Genomic DNA, 13,845 nt, shown 5'->3' with positions numbered 1-13,845 from the left:
CACAAGGTGCACGCTCTTGCACCGGTTTATGGCACATTCAAGTGTTCATTCTGAACCCCGCTTGTTGCCGATTGCCATCATGTCCCTCACACAACTCTCGATTGGAAAGCGCCTGGCGCTGGTTTTGGGGCTGATCCTGGCCCTGTCGCTGCTGAGCAGCCTGGTGGCTGTGATCAAGCTCAAAGAGATGGGCGAGGTGTCTGAGGCGATGCTGACCGTCAACCTCAAGACCGAGCGGGCCACGTCTGACTGGCTGCGCCACACCACGGCCGGCATCCAGCGGGCGGCGGCCATTGCCAAAAGTGGCGATGCGGCCTTGATCGAGTACTTTGCGCCTGCCACGGCCGAGTCGATCCGCCTGACAAATGACCTGCAAAAGCAGGTCGAAGCCCAGATGACCGCCCCCGACGACAAGCAACTGATCGACAAGGTGGCCCAGCTGCGCAAGACCTACCTCAGCGCGCGTGAAGAGGTCAGCAAGCACAAGAAATCAGGCGATGCAGACGCTGCGGCCCGCGCCTTTACCGAGGTGTTCGAGCCCACGTCGCGCCAGTACCTGGCCTCGGTGCAGGAGGTGGCCGACCGCCAGCGCAAGCGGCTGGACGATTCGGCCCAACGCAGCGAGGCCTTGCGCACGCAGACCAGCACCCTGCTGATGTTGTGCACGGCCCTGGGGCTGGTGTTGGGCGTGGCCCTGGCGTGGTACCTGGCCCGCAGCATCACCGGCCCGCTGCGCAAGGCGCAGGCGATTGCCCACCAGATTGCCGACATGGACCTGACGGGCCAGCCCCAGGCCAGCTACAGCGGCGACGAAACCGGCCAGTTGCTGCAGGCAATTGACCGCATGCGCTCGGCGCTGCAGCAGGCGCTGCGCGAGGTGCACGGGGTGGTCAACAGCATTTCCACGGCCAGCAGCGAGATCGCCTCGGGCAACCAGGACCTGAGTGCCCGCACCGAGCAGACCGCCAGCAACCTGCAGCAAACCGCCAGTGCCATGGAGCAACTGACCAGCACGGTGCACCAGAGCGCGGCCGCCGCTTCGCAGGCCGCCAACCTGGCGGGCTCGGCCGCCCAGGTGGCCCAGCGCGGTGGCAATGTGGTGTCCGAGGTGGTTCGCACCATGGACCAGATCAATGGCAGCTCCAAAAAGATTGCCGACATCATCGGCGTGATCGACGGCATCGCCTTCCAGACCAACATCCTGGCCTTGAACGCCGCGGTTGAAGCAGCCCGTGCTGGCGAGCAGGGGCGGGGCTTTGCCGTGGTGGCCGGCGAGGTGCGCTCGCTGGCGCAGCGTTCGGCCCAGGCGGCCCGCGAGATCAAGGCGCTGATCGGCTCCAGCGTCGAGAACGTGGAAACCGGTGCCCGCCAGGTGGGCGATGCCGGCCAGACCATGAACGACATCGTCAACAGCATCGAGCGGGTGACCCTGATGATGCGCGACATCACCACCACCACCGCCGAGCAAAGCCAGGGCATCGACCAGGTCAACACCGCCGTGTCGCAGCTGGATCAGATGACCCAGCAGAACGCCGCGCTGGTTGAGCAATCGACGGCCGCCGCCCACAGCCTGAGTGACCAGGCCCAGCGACTGAACCAGGTGGTGGCCCGCTTCCGGCTCGACCCATCGGGCAGCCGGCACGCGCTGCTGAACTGATTTCACCGGCCTTAAACCCCAATCATCTCGACCCGATTGCGCCCCGCGTTCTTGGCGCGGTAAAGCCCCTTGTCGGCGCGCTGAATCAGCGCGGCCAGCGTTTCGTGGTGCCCCTGCACCAAGCTGGCAACCCCGATGCTGACGTGGCAACTGGGGACCTCCCGCCACACGGCCGGGCCGTTTCTGATGCGCTCGGCCACCTGTTCGGCGTCTCCGGCCGTGGTGCCGGGCAGCACCACCACAAACTCGTCGCCCCCGTAGCGCGCCAGCAAGGCCGGGCGCCGCAGAATGCCCTGGACCCGGTCAGCAAATTCCTTCAGCACCAGGTCGCCCACATGGTGGCCTTGCAGGTCATTGATCTGCTTGAAGTGGTCCAGGTCCAGCAGCAGCACCGACAACGGCTGGCCGCGGCGCAGGCAACCCGCCAGCGCACTGTCGCCCAGCTGAAACAAGGCGCGGCGGTTCAGGGTGCCGGTCAGGCTGTCGCGCAGGGCCATGTCCTCCAGCATCAGCCGGATGTTTTCATGGGTCATCAAAATGGCGCAGACCGGGATCAGCACGTCGGCCGATGAATAGCCCACGGCATACACCACCTGCATGAGCTCGATGGAGTCGACCCCATCGCCGTCCGGGACCCAATAGCCCACCAAGGCGCGGGCCGAAATCAGCAGCACCAGCGAGACCATGGTGGCCAGGGTCAGGTAGCGGGCAAAGGTCTTTTCCTGCCGGTAAATCACCCAGGCGTGGTACGCGAAAAGGGCCACCAGCACGGCCCTGGCAAAGATGCGCCGGTGGATCGGCCCGTCGTCATAGCCCGCAAAAACCACCATGGCCGTGGCAGCCACCGCCACCAGCCACCACAGAAATCGCCGCGGCAAGGCGCGATCAAAAAACTCGCAGGTGCCCGCCAGAAACAGGGCGGCCGTCAAGATCAGGCACACGTTCTGCGCGCCAATGGCCACCGCATCGGAGGTGAAGTTGCGCAACAGGATGCGGGTCAGGGTGCCCAGCCCCGCCACCAGGGTGGCGGCGGCCCAGAAATTCAAGCCCTTGATGGCGGCCGTGCGGTCCCGGCCGATGAAGCCCAGGATCAAACCCATCATGCAACTCATGACACCCGCATAGGCAATCACAGTGGGCAGGTCGAAGCGAATCACGGCGTGGCAGGGCGGCAAGCAGACATCGGCCCAATGTAGCGTTGACCGCGCAACCTGTAACAGCGAAACAATGAACCTGTGGCGCCCAGCATGAAAGTGGGGCCGGTGCATCCAAATGGGGGATTGACGGCACAGACGGCATGGAAGGCCTGGGCGGTGCAGCAAGGGCCACGCGAGCTGAAAAGCCTGGCCAAGCCCTGGCAGATAGGCTTCGATGGGTTGAAGCCGCCCCAGAAAGAAAAAATCCCCAAGGTTTTGGGCCTTGAGGATGAACGATCAACAGGGTTGACCGGGAGACAAGGCTTGAGTTTACATCCTAGGGAAAACCCGCGCAAGCCCCCAGCAGAAGGTTGACAACGGTGCCACCGGCCACCTGGCGCCATCGATGCGCGGTCGGCGTCAGGCCGGGCCAGCGGGCCGGTGCCTGGCGGCTATACTCCGCACCCCGCCGACGCCCCCGGTCAGGCCGCCAACAGCGGCGCTGTTGAGCAGGCCCTGGCCGCTGATCAAGACGGCTGGCCTGAACAGGCCGCCGCCGGTGGCCCCAACCCATCACCCTCCCCCCGCGCCGCCCGATGGCGCGCCTCACGCGAAGCTATTGACCGCCATGGACATCATCGTCAACGAAGAACTGCTGGCCTACATCGACCCCCTCACCCCCGACGAACACGCCGCGCTGGAGCGCAGCATCCTGGCCGAAGGCTGCCGCGATGCCCTGGTGCTGTGGGGCGATGTGCTGGTGGACGGCCACAACCGCTACGGCATCTGCCAGAAGCACGGCATTGCCTTCAACACGGTGCAGAACACCCAGTTCAAATCCATGGACGACGTGCGCCTGTGGATGATCGACCAGCACCTGGGCCGCCGCAGCCTGAGCGACTTTCAGCGTGGCGTGCTGGCCTTGCGCAAAAAAGAAATCATCGCCGGCCGCGAGACCGCCCCTGCGGCCCCCGCAGCAAGCGCAGCCGCAGCCGCCTCAAGCGACCCCATCGCCCATCAGCCCGCCCCCGAGTCCGGCGCAGGCACAGACACCCCGCCCTGGGAGGGCGATGCCGCGGCAGCCCCGGCCACCCCTGCAACGGCCAGCGCCGCCCCCCCGGTCGAGACCGATGCGGCCCTCACGCGCGAGGCCCTGGCCCGCGCAGCCCGCGTGAGCAATGCCACCATGGTTCAGATCGAGAAGATCCAGAAGGCCGCCGCCCCCGAGCTGGTGGCCGCGGTCAAATCGGGCACCATCTCGATCAATGCGGCCGCCACCGTGGCCACCCTGCCGGTCGAAGAGCAGGTGGCCGCAGCAGCCGGCGGCAAGAAGGAATTGCAGCAGGCCGCCCGCAAGGTGCGTGCTGCCAAGGCGGTGGAACGCACAGAGCCCGAAACCCCTGAAGGGGTGATTGCACGCCTGCGCCAGACCATCGTGGAGCTGACGACCGAGAACAGCGCACTCAAGGCCGAGATCGAGCGCCTCAAGGGTTTGCGTTCCGAAGCGGCCTGAGCCGGGGCAGCACCGCGCCGGCCCCCCTCAGGCCTGGGGCGGCGCCGGCTTCTTGGGCTTGGGCTGGTAGCCAAAAAACACGGGATGGTGCTTTTGCACCAGCGGCCCGTCAAAGTCCCAGGCCTTGCAGCGCCCCAGGTGCAGCGGTGGGCGCTGGGCATCGCCCGAAAACGCATTGGGCAGGGCCTGGAAGGCCACCGTGGCCATGTTGAAGAGCAGCTCGCGCAGATGGGCACAGCCCTGCACGCCGCCCAGCTGGCGCTCAATGGTCTGGCGCCAGCCCCCCGACAACGAACACCCCACCATGCGGCGCATGGTGGCCTGGGCCGACGGGCATTCGCCATGCGGCACGCTGTCCATGGCCACGTGGATGTCTTGAACCACGAAAGTGGTGTCCAGCGTCAGGCGGATGTGCATGTGGTGAATGGCCTCGCCAGGCTGCCACAGGCCTTCGCCCGGGATGTCGAACACCTCGCTCTTGGTGTCACGCATTTCGCCTTCGATGTCCCACAGGCCATCGTCACGCTGGAAAGCCTCATAACGAACCTCGCGGGTGTGCGAGGGGCGGCGTGGGCTGGGTTCGGGCAAGGGCAAATCGGCACCTCTGTTGGCTGGAGAAAACAGCAGGCCAGGGGCCCGCGGGCAGCGCGATTCTAGTGAGCCTGCCCCATGAGCCAGGTCACCTGCGCATCAAGCCACCCTTCGGCCCGGGCCAGAGTTTCAGTGAGGGACTTTCGACCTGTGGCCTAATAGGGGGTTTCAACCTTTTGTACAGAAGAACGCCATGGGCAACAAAATCGTCACCGAAGCTGATCGCAAGCGCACTCCCGCCCCGACCCCCCTGCCGGGCATGCCCAACCCCACCGGTGGCCGCGGCCAACGCGTGAGCCTGGAGCGTGGCGTGGCCACCCGCAGCAAGAAGAACCCTGGCAAGCGCTCCAAGAAGGGCGGCTGAGGCCTCTTTTCTCTGAGCCACTGGGAGCAGGCCCCTGCCCCAGGCCCCAAAAGCCCTCGTGCGCCCTGTGCCCGAGGGCTTTTTGCATGGGCTTGCGCCTTCTCGTGGGGCCACCCTCGAACCCATGGGGCCCAGATGGGCCCGCCCGGGTCGAACAGGCACCAGCCCCTACTGCCGAGGGTGTCGATACTGCCCATTTTTTAGGCAGCGCAAGAACAGCCCTTTGAAATCAAGCACTTAGCCCACTTGATAGGGGTCCCCCCACGGCTTGTCCACAGGGTTCTCCTCGTTTCGCAGGGACAAAGCGATGCCGCACGGCCAGGCCCGCATCCCAAGCCGGCAGCGGGTGTGATCAAGCGGCCTTGGCAGGCACAACAGGGCCTGAAAGGCCGTGTTTCAGCGTGGTTTCAGGCGCTTACCCAGCCTGAATCATCCACCTGCTCAATTTTTGAGCAACGCAAGGCTTTCCCAATGAAATCAAGGGCTTGTGCAGGCCCTCCCCGCTCGCCCCACGGCTTGTCCACAATGTTGTCCAGCTTGGGCGGGGATAGTTCGGCCCAACTCAGCGGCGCAGGCCCGGCACCAGGGCCTGGCGGCGCTCGGGGCTGTCGAGGTCCAGGCGCAGGGCGTTGGCAGGCGCCCCCGGCGCAGCCATGTCGGCGGCCTCCCCGGCCGGACGGCCCGATCGGTCCACCGCCACGGCCAAGGTCAGCACGTATTGCTCACGCTCTTCGCGCACCGAGCCCACCACGCTGTTGCCGGCCTGCAGGGCCACCGCATCGGTGCTGTTGAGTGTGTCGCGCAGGCGGGTGCGCAAGTAAGCCTCCTGCTGGCTGAAGAGGTACTCGCTCAAGGCATCGGGCAGAAAAAGCTGCGAGGTCAACACACAGCGCTCGCCGTTCCAGACCTTGAAATGGATGTGTGCGGTGCGCCCAGCATGCCAACCGGGGTAAATGGTGCGAAAGGCCGCCACGCCATTGCGGTCGGTGGCCTGGCGGCCGCGCAGAAAACTGCGCCCGCGGGCATCGACGTCGCCGTTGTCGCCCTGCCCCGCAAAGCCGGAGTACACGCCCTGCGCGTCGCAATGCCAGACCTCGACCAGGGCCCCGGCAAAGGGCATGGCGGTCTGGTCGACCACCACGAAACGCAGCTCCATCGGCACGCCAGGCAGCCCCTCGCTGATGTCGGCACGCATCAGGGCCGAGGCATCAAGGTAATGCGGCCCTTCGGGTGCGGCCGAGGTCAGGCGTGGCACCAGGGCCGGTTCACGCTGCACGATGCGGGGCGCCGGGGTCGACGACGCCGCGGATGCCGCAGATCGCCCGCCGTGCACCGGAGCCGCCTTGCCCTTGCCTGCCGCGGCCTTGCCGGCCGGGGCCGCATGGGCTTTGGTTTTTTGCGGGGTCGCCAGGGCTGGCGCCGCCAGCAAAGCCACCGTCACCCCCAACAGACGGCGACGCAACAAGACAGAGGTCAGGGGGACTTCGGAGCAATTCGGGTTCAAGGCAGCGTCCTTGGCAAGCGGTTCAGGCAAAGCTCAAAAGCCTAACGGAAAGCGGTCAGCCGCGGATGAACAAAGCCCCTGCAAATGCTAAAAAAACGCAGATTTCACCGCGTCACGGCGGCGGCACGCTGCAGCGGTTTCACCTCAGCCACCTGCCCCATCAACCAGTCACGAAAAGCGGTCAGCACAGGGGGGTCGTCTTGTGCGGGCGTGACCAGGTAGTAGCCCCGCTCACCCTGCAGCGAGGCCGTGCAGGCCGGCACCAGTTCGCCACGCGCCAGCTCGGACTCAATCAGCAGCGGCGGCATCAGCGCCACCCCCAGACCGTGCGAGGCGGCCACCGCCAGCATCGAGAACAGCTCGTAGCGCGGCCCTTCCATGGCCCTTGGCGCCTCGGTGCCCTGGGCATCAAACCACTGGCGCCATCCGTAGGGCCGGGTGCTTTGCTGCAGCAGGGGCAGGCCGGCCAGGGCCTGCGGCGTGAGCCCGCCCGGGCTCAGGCCCCGGCGGTGCAGCCAGGCGGGGCTGCAGACCGGCAACACGTCTTCGCTCAACAGGGGCACTGCCCGCACCCCGGGCCAGTTGGCCACCTGCTCGGGGGTACCGGCGTACAGGGCGGCATCGAACTCGGTATCGGCAAACAGAAACGGGCGGGTGCGGGTCTCGATGTGCACCACCAGATCAGGGTGGCGCTGGGCCAGATCGGGCAGCCTGGGGATCAGCCAGCGCGTGGCAAAGGTGGGAACGGCGGCCAACACCAGCCCCCCACCCAGGCCCTGGTGGGCCATCACGTCCAGGGTGTCGCGCTCCAGGCCCTGCAGCCGGCGCGACACCTGACGCCAGTAATTGGCGCCGCTGGGCGTCAACGCGACACCATGCCGGGTACGGCGGAACAGGGCCACGCCCAGAAACTCTTCCAGCGCCGTCACCTGGCGTGAGACCGCGCTCTGGGTCAGGGCCAGCTCTTGTGCCGCACGGGTGTAGCTTTCGTGCCGGGCGGCGGCCTCGAAGCAGGCCAGCGCCTGGGTGGAGGGGATTTTGCGTTTCATGCCGTTATGGAACTTGTGAAGCGGATTGGCCGCATTTTCCAGGTTTTTTTGAAACAAGAAATGCATCAAAGGAATATCTGGATGTCAAATACTCGTTTGCGCAAGGCTGCGGGCCCGGCTACGATGCACAGCATCAAGCATTGACTTTTCTGCCACTGACCGGAGACCCCTCATGAGCCGTGCCGCCTTCCAATGGGCTGACCCCTTTCTTCTTGACCAACAGCTCACCGACGACGAGCGCATGATCCGTGACGCCGCTGCGGCCTACTGCCAGGACAAGCTGGCACCGCGCGTGCTGGAAGCCTTCCGCCACGAAAAGACCGACCCGGCCATCTTCCGCGAAATGGGCGAGCTGGGCCTGTTGGGCCCCACCATCCCCGAACAATACGGCGGCCCGGGCCTGAACTACGTGGCCTATGGCCTGATCGCCCGCGAGATCGAGCGTGTGGACTCGGGCTACCGCTCGATGGCCAGCGTGCAAAGCTCGCTGGTGATGGTGCCCATCTACGAATTCGGCACCGAAGGCCAGCGCCAGAAGTACCTGCCCAAGCTGGCCACCGGTGAGTGGATCGGCTGCTTCGGCCTGACCGAACCCGACCACGGCTCCGACCCCGGCAGCATGGCCACCCGCGCCTACAAGACGGCCGGCGGCTACAAGCTCAAGGGCAGCAAGATGTGGATCTCCAACAGCCCCATCGCCGACGTGTTCGTGGTGTGGGCCAAGGAAGTGTCTGAAGGCGGCGCCGTGGGCCCGATCCGCGGCTTTGTGCTTGAAAAAGGCATGAAGGGCCTGAGCGCCCCCGCCATCCATGGCAAGGTCGGCCTGCGCGCCTCGATCACCGGCGAAATCGTGATGGACGACGTGTTCGTGCCCGAAGAAAACGCCTTCCCCGAAGTACAAGGCCTGAAGGGCCCGTTCACCTGCCTGAACAGCGCCCGTTACGGCATCGCCTGGGGCGCCCTGGGTGCCGCCGAGTTCTGCTGGCACACCGCACGCCAATACACCCTGGACCGCAAGCAGTTCGGCCGCCCCTTGGCCGCCAACCAGCTGATCCAGAAAAAGCTGGCCGACATGCAGACCGAGATCGCACTGGGCCTGCAAGGCTGCCTGCGCCTGGGCCGAATGAAGGACGAAGGCACTGCTGCCGTCGAGACCACCTCGATCATCAAGCGCAACTCGTGCGGCAAGGCGCTGGACATTGCCCGACTGGCCCGCGACATGATGGGCGGCAACGGCATCAGCGACGAGTTCGGTGTGGCCCGCCACCTGGTGAACCTGGAGGTGGTCAACACCTACGAAGGCACCCACGACGTGCACGCCCTGATCCTGGGCCGTGCGCAGACTGGGATCGCGGCTTTCGGGAACTGACCCACCCCTGTCGGGCTCACTGCGTGTAGCCCGTCCCCCCTCAAGGGGGCGATACCTGCGGACTGGCAGAGCCAGCTCCGCGGTATCCTGGAACGGGCTTCGCTTCGCTTGCCGGTCGAAGACAAGGCCGTGCGACATGTCGAGCGCCTGTTCTCCAAACCCCCGCTTGATTCCTCGCACTCTGTATCGCCCGACAACCATGTCTGCCTAAGCGGCACTCGGAGATTCAGTCTGTTATCGCCAAAAACTGCCCAATGACTCAACTCCCCACACCCCAGCCTGGGGCCCTTGCCGGTCTCAAAGTTCTTGATTTGTCCCGCGTGCTGGCGGGGCCTTGGTGCACGCAGATCCTGGCGGATCTGGGGGCGGATGTGGTGAAGGTGGAGCGGCCCGGGGCGGGGGATGACACCCGGCACTGGGGGCCTCCCTTCCTCAAGGATGCGGCGGGGCAGGACACGGATCAGGCCAGTTATTTCACGGCCTGCAACCGCAACAAGCGATCCGTGACCATCGACATGGCCAGCGCCGCAGGGCAGGCCCTGATCCGCGAGATGGCACTGCGCGCCGACATCGTGGTGGAGAACTTCAAGGTGGGTGGGTTGCAGCAGTACGGGCTGGACCATGCCAGCCTGCTGGCCCTGAACCCGCGCCTGATCTATTGTTCGGTGACCGGTTTCGGCCAGGACGGGCCCTATGCCGAGCGCGCCGGCTATGACCTGATGATCCAGGCCATGAGCGGCATGATGAGCATCACCGGCCGCGCCGATGACCAGCCTGGCGGCGGCCCGCTGCGGGTGGGCGTGGCGCTGACCGACCTGTTCACCGGCATCTATGCCTCCACCGCCATCCTGGCCGCACTCAACGTGCGGCATCAGACCGGCAAAGGCCAGCACATCGACATGTCGCTGCTCGACGTGGGCATGGCCATCCTGGCCAACCAGGCGGCGGGGTTCCTCAACACCGGCAAGGTGCCCGGACGCCAGGGCAACAGCCACCCCAGCCTGGCCCCTTACCAAGACTTTCCGACCGCCGACGGCGCCATGTTGCTGGCCATCGGCAACGACGGTCAGTTTGCGCGCTTCTGCGCCGCGGCCGGTCGGCCCGAGTGGGCCCAGGACGAGCGCTTTGCGACCAACACCCTGCGGGTGAAGCATCGCGAAACCCTGATCCCGCTGATGGGCGAGCTGACCCGCACCCGCCACACCGCCGACTGGATCGCCCTGCTCGAAGACAAGGCCGTGCCCTGCGGCCCGATCAACGACATCGGGCGCGCCTTTGACGATGCCCAGGTGCAGGCCCGTGGCCTGGCCGTGACCCTGCCGCGCGACGCGGGCGATGGCATTGCCCAGATCCGGGGTGTGGCCAGCCCCCTGCGCCTGGCCGACAACCCCCCCGTGCTGCGCAACGCCCCGCCAGCCCTGGGCCAGCACACCGATGAGGTGCTGCGCGAGCTGGGGCTGGACGCGGCCCGCATCGCCGAGTTACGCGCCCAGAACGTGCTCTGAAGGCGCCCTGAACAGGGTCTGGAGCGCGGCCAGCGCCGGCTTCAGGCCTGAAAGTGCTGCTGGTATTGCTGGCGCAGCACGTTTTTCTGGATCTTGCCGGTGGCCGTGGTGGGCAGCGCCGGCAGAAACACCACCGCCTTGGGCACCTCGTGGCGCGCCAGGCGCTGCCGACAATGGGCCAGCACGGCCTCGGCATCGGCCGATTGACCGGCCTTGAGCACCACAAAGGCGGTCACGGCCTCGGTCCAATGCGCGTGCGGCAGCCCCACCACCACCGCGTTGCCCACGGCCGGATGGCCCAGCAAGGCGGTTTCAACGGTGATCGAGGCCACGTTCTCGCCGCCGGTCTTGATCATGTCTTTCTTGCGATCGACAAACACCAGCAGGCCATCGGGGTCGTAAAAACACAGGTCACCGGTGTGGTGCCAGCCATGGCGGCAGGCTTCGGCCGTGGCCTCGGGGTTCTTGTAGTAGCCGTTCATGACGTTGGGGCCACGCACCACCAGCTCACCCACCTCGCCCTGGGGCAACAGCCGCCCCTCGTCGTCCATGATGGCCATGTCGTTGATCAGCGCCGGCGTACCCCAGTAAGGCCCGGGCTTGCTCAGCTGGTACTCGGGCTTGAAGTAGGTGGTGCCGGGGTAGGTTTCGGTCTGGCCGCTGGCCAGGGCAAAACGCGGGCAGATCTCTTCGGTCAGGCGCCGCAGCAGGGCCGGCTCCATGGGTTGCATGGCGTAAAGGCACAGGCGCAACGAGCTGAGGTCAAACTCGGCGCGCTGCGGGTGGTCCAGCAGGGCCCGGTACATCATGGGCAACAAAAAGATCCAGCTCAGGCGGTGCTGCTGCACCGTGCGCATGAAAGCCACCGGATCGAAGCGGCGCACGATGACCATCGTGGCCCCCAGGTGCACAAAGGCCGCCACCAGGGAGTGCTCGGCACAGTGAAAAACCGGCATCACCACGCCTGTCACATCGTCATGTTGGATCCCCCCTTCGATCGCCCCGCTGAGCGAAGCCACAAACACCGCCAGATGGCTGATGGCCACCCCCTTGGGATGGGCCGTGGTGCCACTGGTGAACATGATCTGGGCCACATCGCGGTCGTCGATCTGCACCTCGGGTTCGCTCACCGGGGCGGCTTGCAAGGCCTCATGCAGCCAAGGGCCAGCGATGCCGGACTGGCCGCTGACACGGTTGACCAGCACGCCAGGGCAGACGGCCTCGATGCTGCCGCGCACTGGCGCCAGCAACTCGTCGTCGGCCATCACCAGGCGGGCCTCGACCTGGCCCAGGATGTATTGGATCTGCTCGCCCGCCAGCATCACGTTCATGGGCACCCAGACCAGGCCGGCCTTGGCAATGCCGAAGGCCATCACCACCTGCTCGATGCTGTTGAGGCAGAGCGTGGCCACCGCATCGCCCTTCTTCAAGCCCCGGGCCAGCAGGTGGTTGGCCAACTGGTTGCAGCGCTGATCGAGCTCGCGGTAGCTCAGTCGGCGCTCGCCTTCGATGAGGGCGGTTTTGCCCGGCGTTCGGGCGGCGGCTCGGCGCAGCATGTCGCCAATGGCGATGCGCTGGATGACAGAGGGCTGGAATGGCATGACTTGTCTCCGGTTCGGCGGTGATGAATGCCTTGCCAGACAACATGGCTGCCCCCCTGACAAGGCCAAGCCCCCGTTGGCCCGCCGCCCGGCGGTTGCGCAAGCGCCCCGGCCCTGGCCGTTGGGCCCGGGGACCCGTCGGCCATGCTATCGGCGCCAGGGCACCCCCAGGTCACTTCTGCGACATGCGGGCCCCCGCCCTGCTCGGGGGTCTGAGGCCCCGCGGTTCAGAGCAAGGCGCCGCCCGGGCGCTCACCACGCTCATAGACCACATGGGCGCGACCCACGATCAGGGGATCCAGCTTGCCGATATGCTCGCTGTCTTTGTTGCCATACGGAAGCATGTGCAACACATAGCGCATGGCGTTCAGACGCGCGCGCTTCTTGCAGTCGCTCTTGATCACCGTCCAGGGGGCATCGGCGGTGTCGGTCTCGAAGAACATGCCCTCTTTGGCCCGCGTGTAGTCGTCCCACTTGTCGAGCGAGGCCTTGTCGATGGGGCTGAGCTTCCACTGCTTGAGCGGATGGGCTTCGCGCTCTTTGAAACGGCGGCGCTGCTCGCTCTGGCTGACGGAGAACCAGAACTTGATCAGGTGCACCCCGCTGCGCACCAGGTTGCGCTCGAACTCAGGCGCCTGGCGCATGAACTCGGTGTATTCGGCATCGGTGCAGAAGCCCATCACGCGCTCGACACCGGCACGGTTGTACCAGCTGCGGTCAAACATCACGATCTCGCCCCGGGTGGGCAGGTGCTGTACATAGCGCTGAAAGTACCACTGGCCGCGTTCGATCTCGGAGGGTTTCTCCAGGGCCACCACCCGGGCGCCCCGGGGGTTGAGGTGCTCCATGAAGCGCTTGATGGTGCCGCCCTTGCCGGCCGCGTCGCGCCCTTCAAACAGGATCACCACGCGCTGACCGGTCTCCTTGACCCAGGCCTGCAGCTTGAGCAATTCAACCTGAAGCTTGAATTTCTCACGCTCGTAGCTGGCGCGGCGCATCAGATGTCGGTAGGGATAGCCGCCCTGGCGCCAGTCGCGGGCCAGTTCCTCGTCGGGGTTGCCGGTGTCTTTTTCGCCGGTCAGGGCCTGGTTGGGACGCAGCTCATGGAGCAGCATCTGCAGGTCGTCCTGGGACACCCCGTCGAGCATGGCGCGCAGCGTGGCGGTGCGTTGCTCGGGCGTGCCGGCCACGTCACCAGCCTCACCGGCCTCAGCCGACACCCCGGCCACCAGCGACTTCAGCACCGACAGCTGCTTGTGCTGGGCCGCATCGGTGGCCTCGCGGGCCACATGACGGGCCAGCGCACGGGGCGCCACCGAGGGGGCCACGTCGCCACGGCGCGTGCTGCGTTCGCTGCGCGCCGTGCGGGGTTTGGCGGCAGCAGCGCCTGCCTTGACGCCGGACTTGGCTTGGGCGCCAGCGGTGGGTGGGGTCGGTGCGGGAGCCGCTCGGGAGGGCGATGGGCGTTCTGTCATGTCAGGGTCTCCGGAAAAACATCGTGGCCGTGCTCAGAACCTGTCTGGGGCAGCACCACGAAGGCCGCCCCATCGGTCATC

At 66.3% G+C, this 13,845-nt stretch carries 12 protein-coding genes; 6 read left to right on the top strand and 6 right to left on the bottom strand.

The genetic code is table 11. The features are described from left to right. The first annotated feature begins 79 nt into the window (after positions 1-79). Positions 80-1,657, top strand: coding sequence for a methyl-accepting chemotaxis protein (locus AC07VS_RS26095; RefSeq protein WP_494752416.1), 1,578 nt, complete (start codon positions 80-82; stop codon positions 1,655-1,657). Positions 1,658-1,668: 11 nt separating this feature from the next. Here AC07VS_RS26095 and AC07VS_RS26090 read toward each other — a convergent pair whose 3' ends face one another. Further along, a complete protein-coding gene (locus AC07VS_RS26090; RefSeq protein WP_494752415.1) occupies positions 1,669-2,832 on the bottom strand; it encodes a GGDEF domain-containing protein in 1,164 nt (387 codons plus the stop codon). Positions 2,833-2,904: 72 nt separating this feature from the next. Between AC07VS_RS26090 and AC07VS_RS26085 the strand changes: the two genes are divergently transcribed. Together AC07VS_RS26085 and AC07VS_RS26080 are read left to right on the top strand one after the other, a co-directional pair. After that, positions 2,905-3,168 carry a hypothetical protein gene (locus AC07VS_RS26085; protein ID WP_492347990.1) on the top strand — a complete coding sequence of 88 codons (264 nt, stop codon included), beginning with the start codon at positions 2,905-2,907 and terminating at the stop codon, positions 3,166-3,168. A gap of 253 nt (positions 3,169-3,421) precedes the next feature. Then, entirely contained in the window at positions 3,422-4,306 is an 885-nt protein-coding gene (locus AC07VS_RS26080) for a ParB N-terminal domain-containing protein (RefSeq protein ID WP_492347989.1), read from the top strand. 27 nt (positions 4,307-4,333) lie between these two features. On the opposite strand, the gene AC07VS_RS26075 is transcribed toward AC07VS_RS26080, so the two are convergent. Next, positions 4,334-4,894 (bottom strand): DUF2889 domain-containing protein, encoded by a 561-nt coding sequence (locus tag AC07VS_RS26075; RefSeq protein WP_492347988.1) that lies wholly within the window; start codon positions 4,892-4,894, stop codon positions 4,334-4,336. 196 nt (positions 4,895-5,090) lie between these two features. Here AC07VS_RS26075 and AC07VS_RS26070 point away from each other — a divergent pair, with 196 nt between their 5' ends. Next, positions 5,091-5,261, top strand: coding sequence for a hypothetical protein (locus AC07VS_RS26070; RefSeq protein WP_169737782.1), 171 nt, complete (start codon positions 5,091-5,093; stop codon positions 5,259-5,261). A 562-nt stretch (positions 5,262-5,823) separates the two neighbouring features. Here AC07VS_RS26070 and AC07VS_RS26065 read toward each other — a convergent pair. Continuing rightward, a complete protein-coding gene (locus AC07VS_RS26065; RefSeq protein ID WP_494752414.1) occupies positions 5,824-6,726 on the bottom strand; it encodes a dioxygenase family protein in 903 nt (300 codons plus the stop codon). A 143-nt stretch (positions 6,727-6,869) separates the two neighbouring features. After that, positions 6,870-7,814 (bottom strand): LysR substrate-binding domain-containing protein, encoded by a 945-nt coding sequence (locus AC07VS_RS26060; protein WP_494752413.1) that lies wholly within the window; start codon positions 7,812-7,814, stop codon positions 6,870-6,872. A 172-nt stretch (positions 7,815-7,986) separates the two neighbouring features. Here AC07VS_RS26060 and AC07VS_RS26055 point away from each other — a divergent pair, with 172 nt between their 5' ends. Then, positions 7,987-9,183, top strand: coding sequence for an acyl-CoA dehydrogenase (locus AC07VS_RS26055; RefSeq protein ID WP_019574607.1), 1,197 nt, complete (start codon positions 7,987-7,989; stop codon positions 9,181-9,183). Between the two features lie 254 nt (positions 9,184-9,437). Further along, positions 9,438-10,688 (top strand): CaiB/BaiF CoA transferase family protein, encoded by a 1,251-nt coding sequence (locus AC07VS_RS26050; RefSeq protein WP_494656901.1) that lies wholly within the window; start codon positions 9,438-9,440, stop codon positions 10,686-10,688. 41 nt (positions 10,689-10,729) lie between these two features. Here the strand turns inward: AC07VS_RS26050 and AC07VS_RS26045 are convergent, their stop codons facing one another. After that, positions 10,730-12,289, bottom strand: coding sequence for an AMP-binding protein (locus tag AC07VS_RS26045; RefSeq protein WP_494752412.1), 1,560 nt, complete (start codon positions 12,287-12,289; stop codon positions 10,730-10,732). A gap of 227 nt (positions 12,290-12,516) precedes the next feature. Next, positions 12,517-13,764 carry a polyphosphate kinase 2 gene (gene ppk2, locus AC07VS_RS26040; protein WP_492347983.1) on the bottom strand — a complete coding sequence of 416 codons (1,248 nt, stop codon included), beginning with the start codon at positions 13,762-13,764 and terminating at the stop codon, positions 12,517-12,519. Positions 13,765-13,845: the final 81 nt, after the last annotated feature.

It is taken from the genome of Curvibacter sp. GW821-FHT01G03, assembly GCF_059422285.1.
The sequence above is the reverse complement of the archived record's forward strand: the minus strand, read 5'-3'. Positions and strand labels throughout refer to the sequence as shown.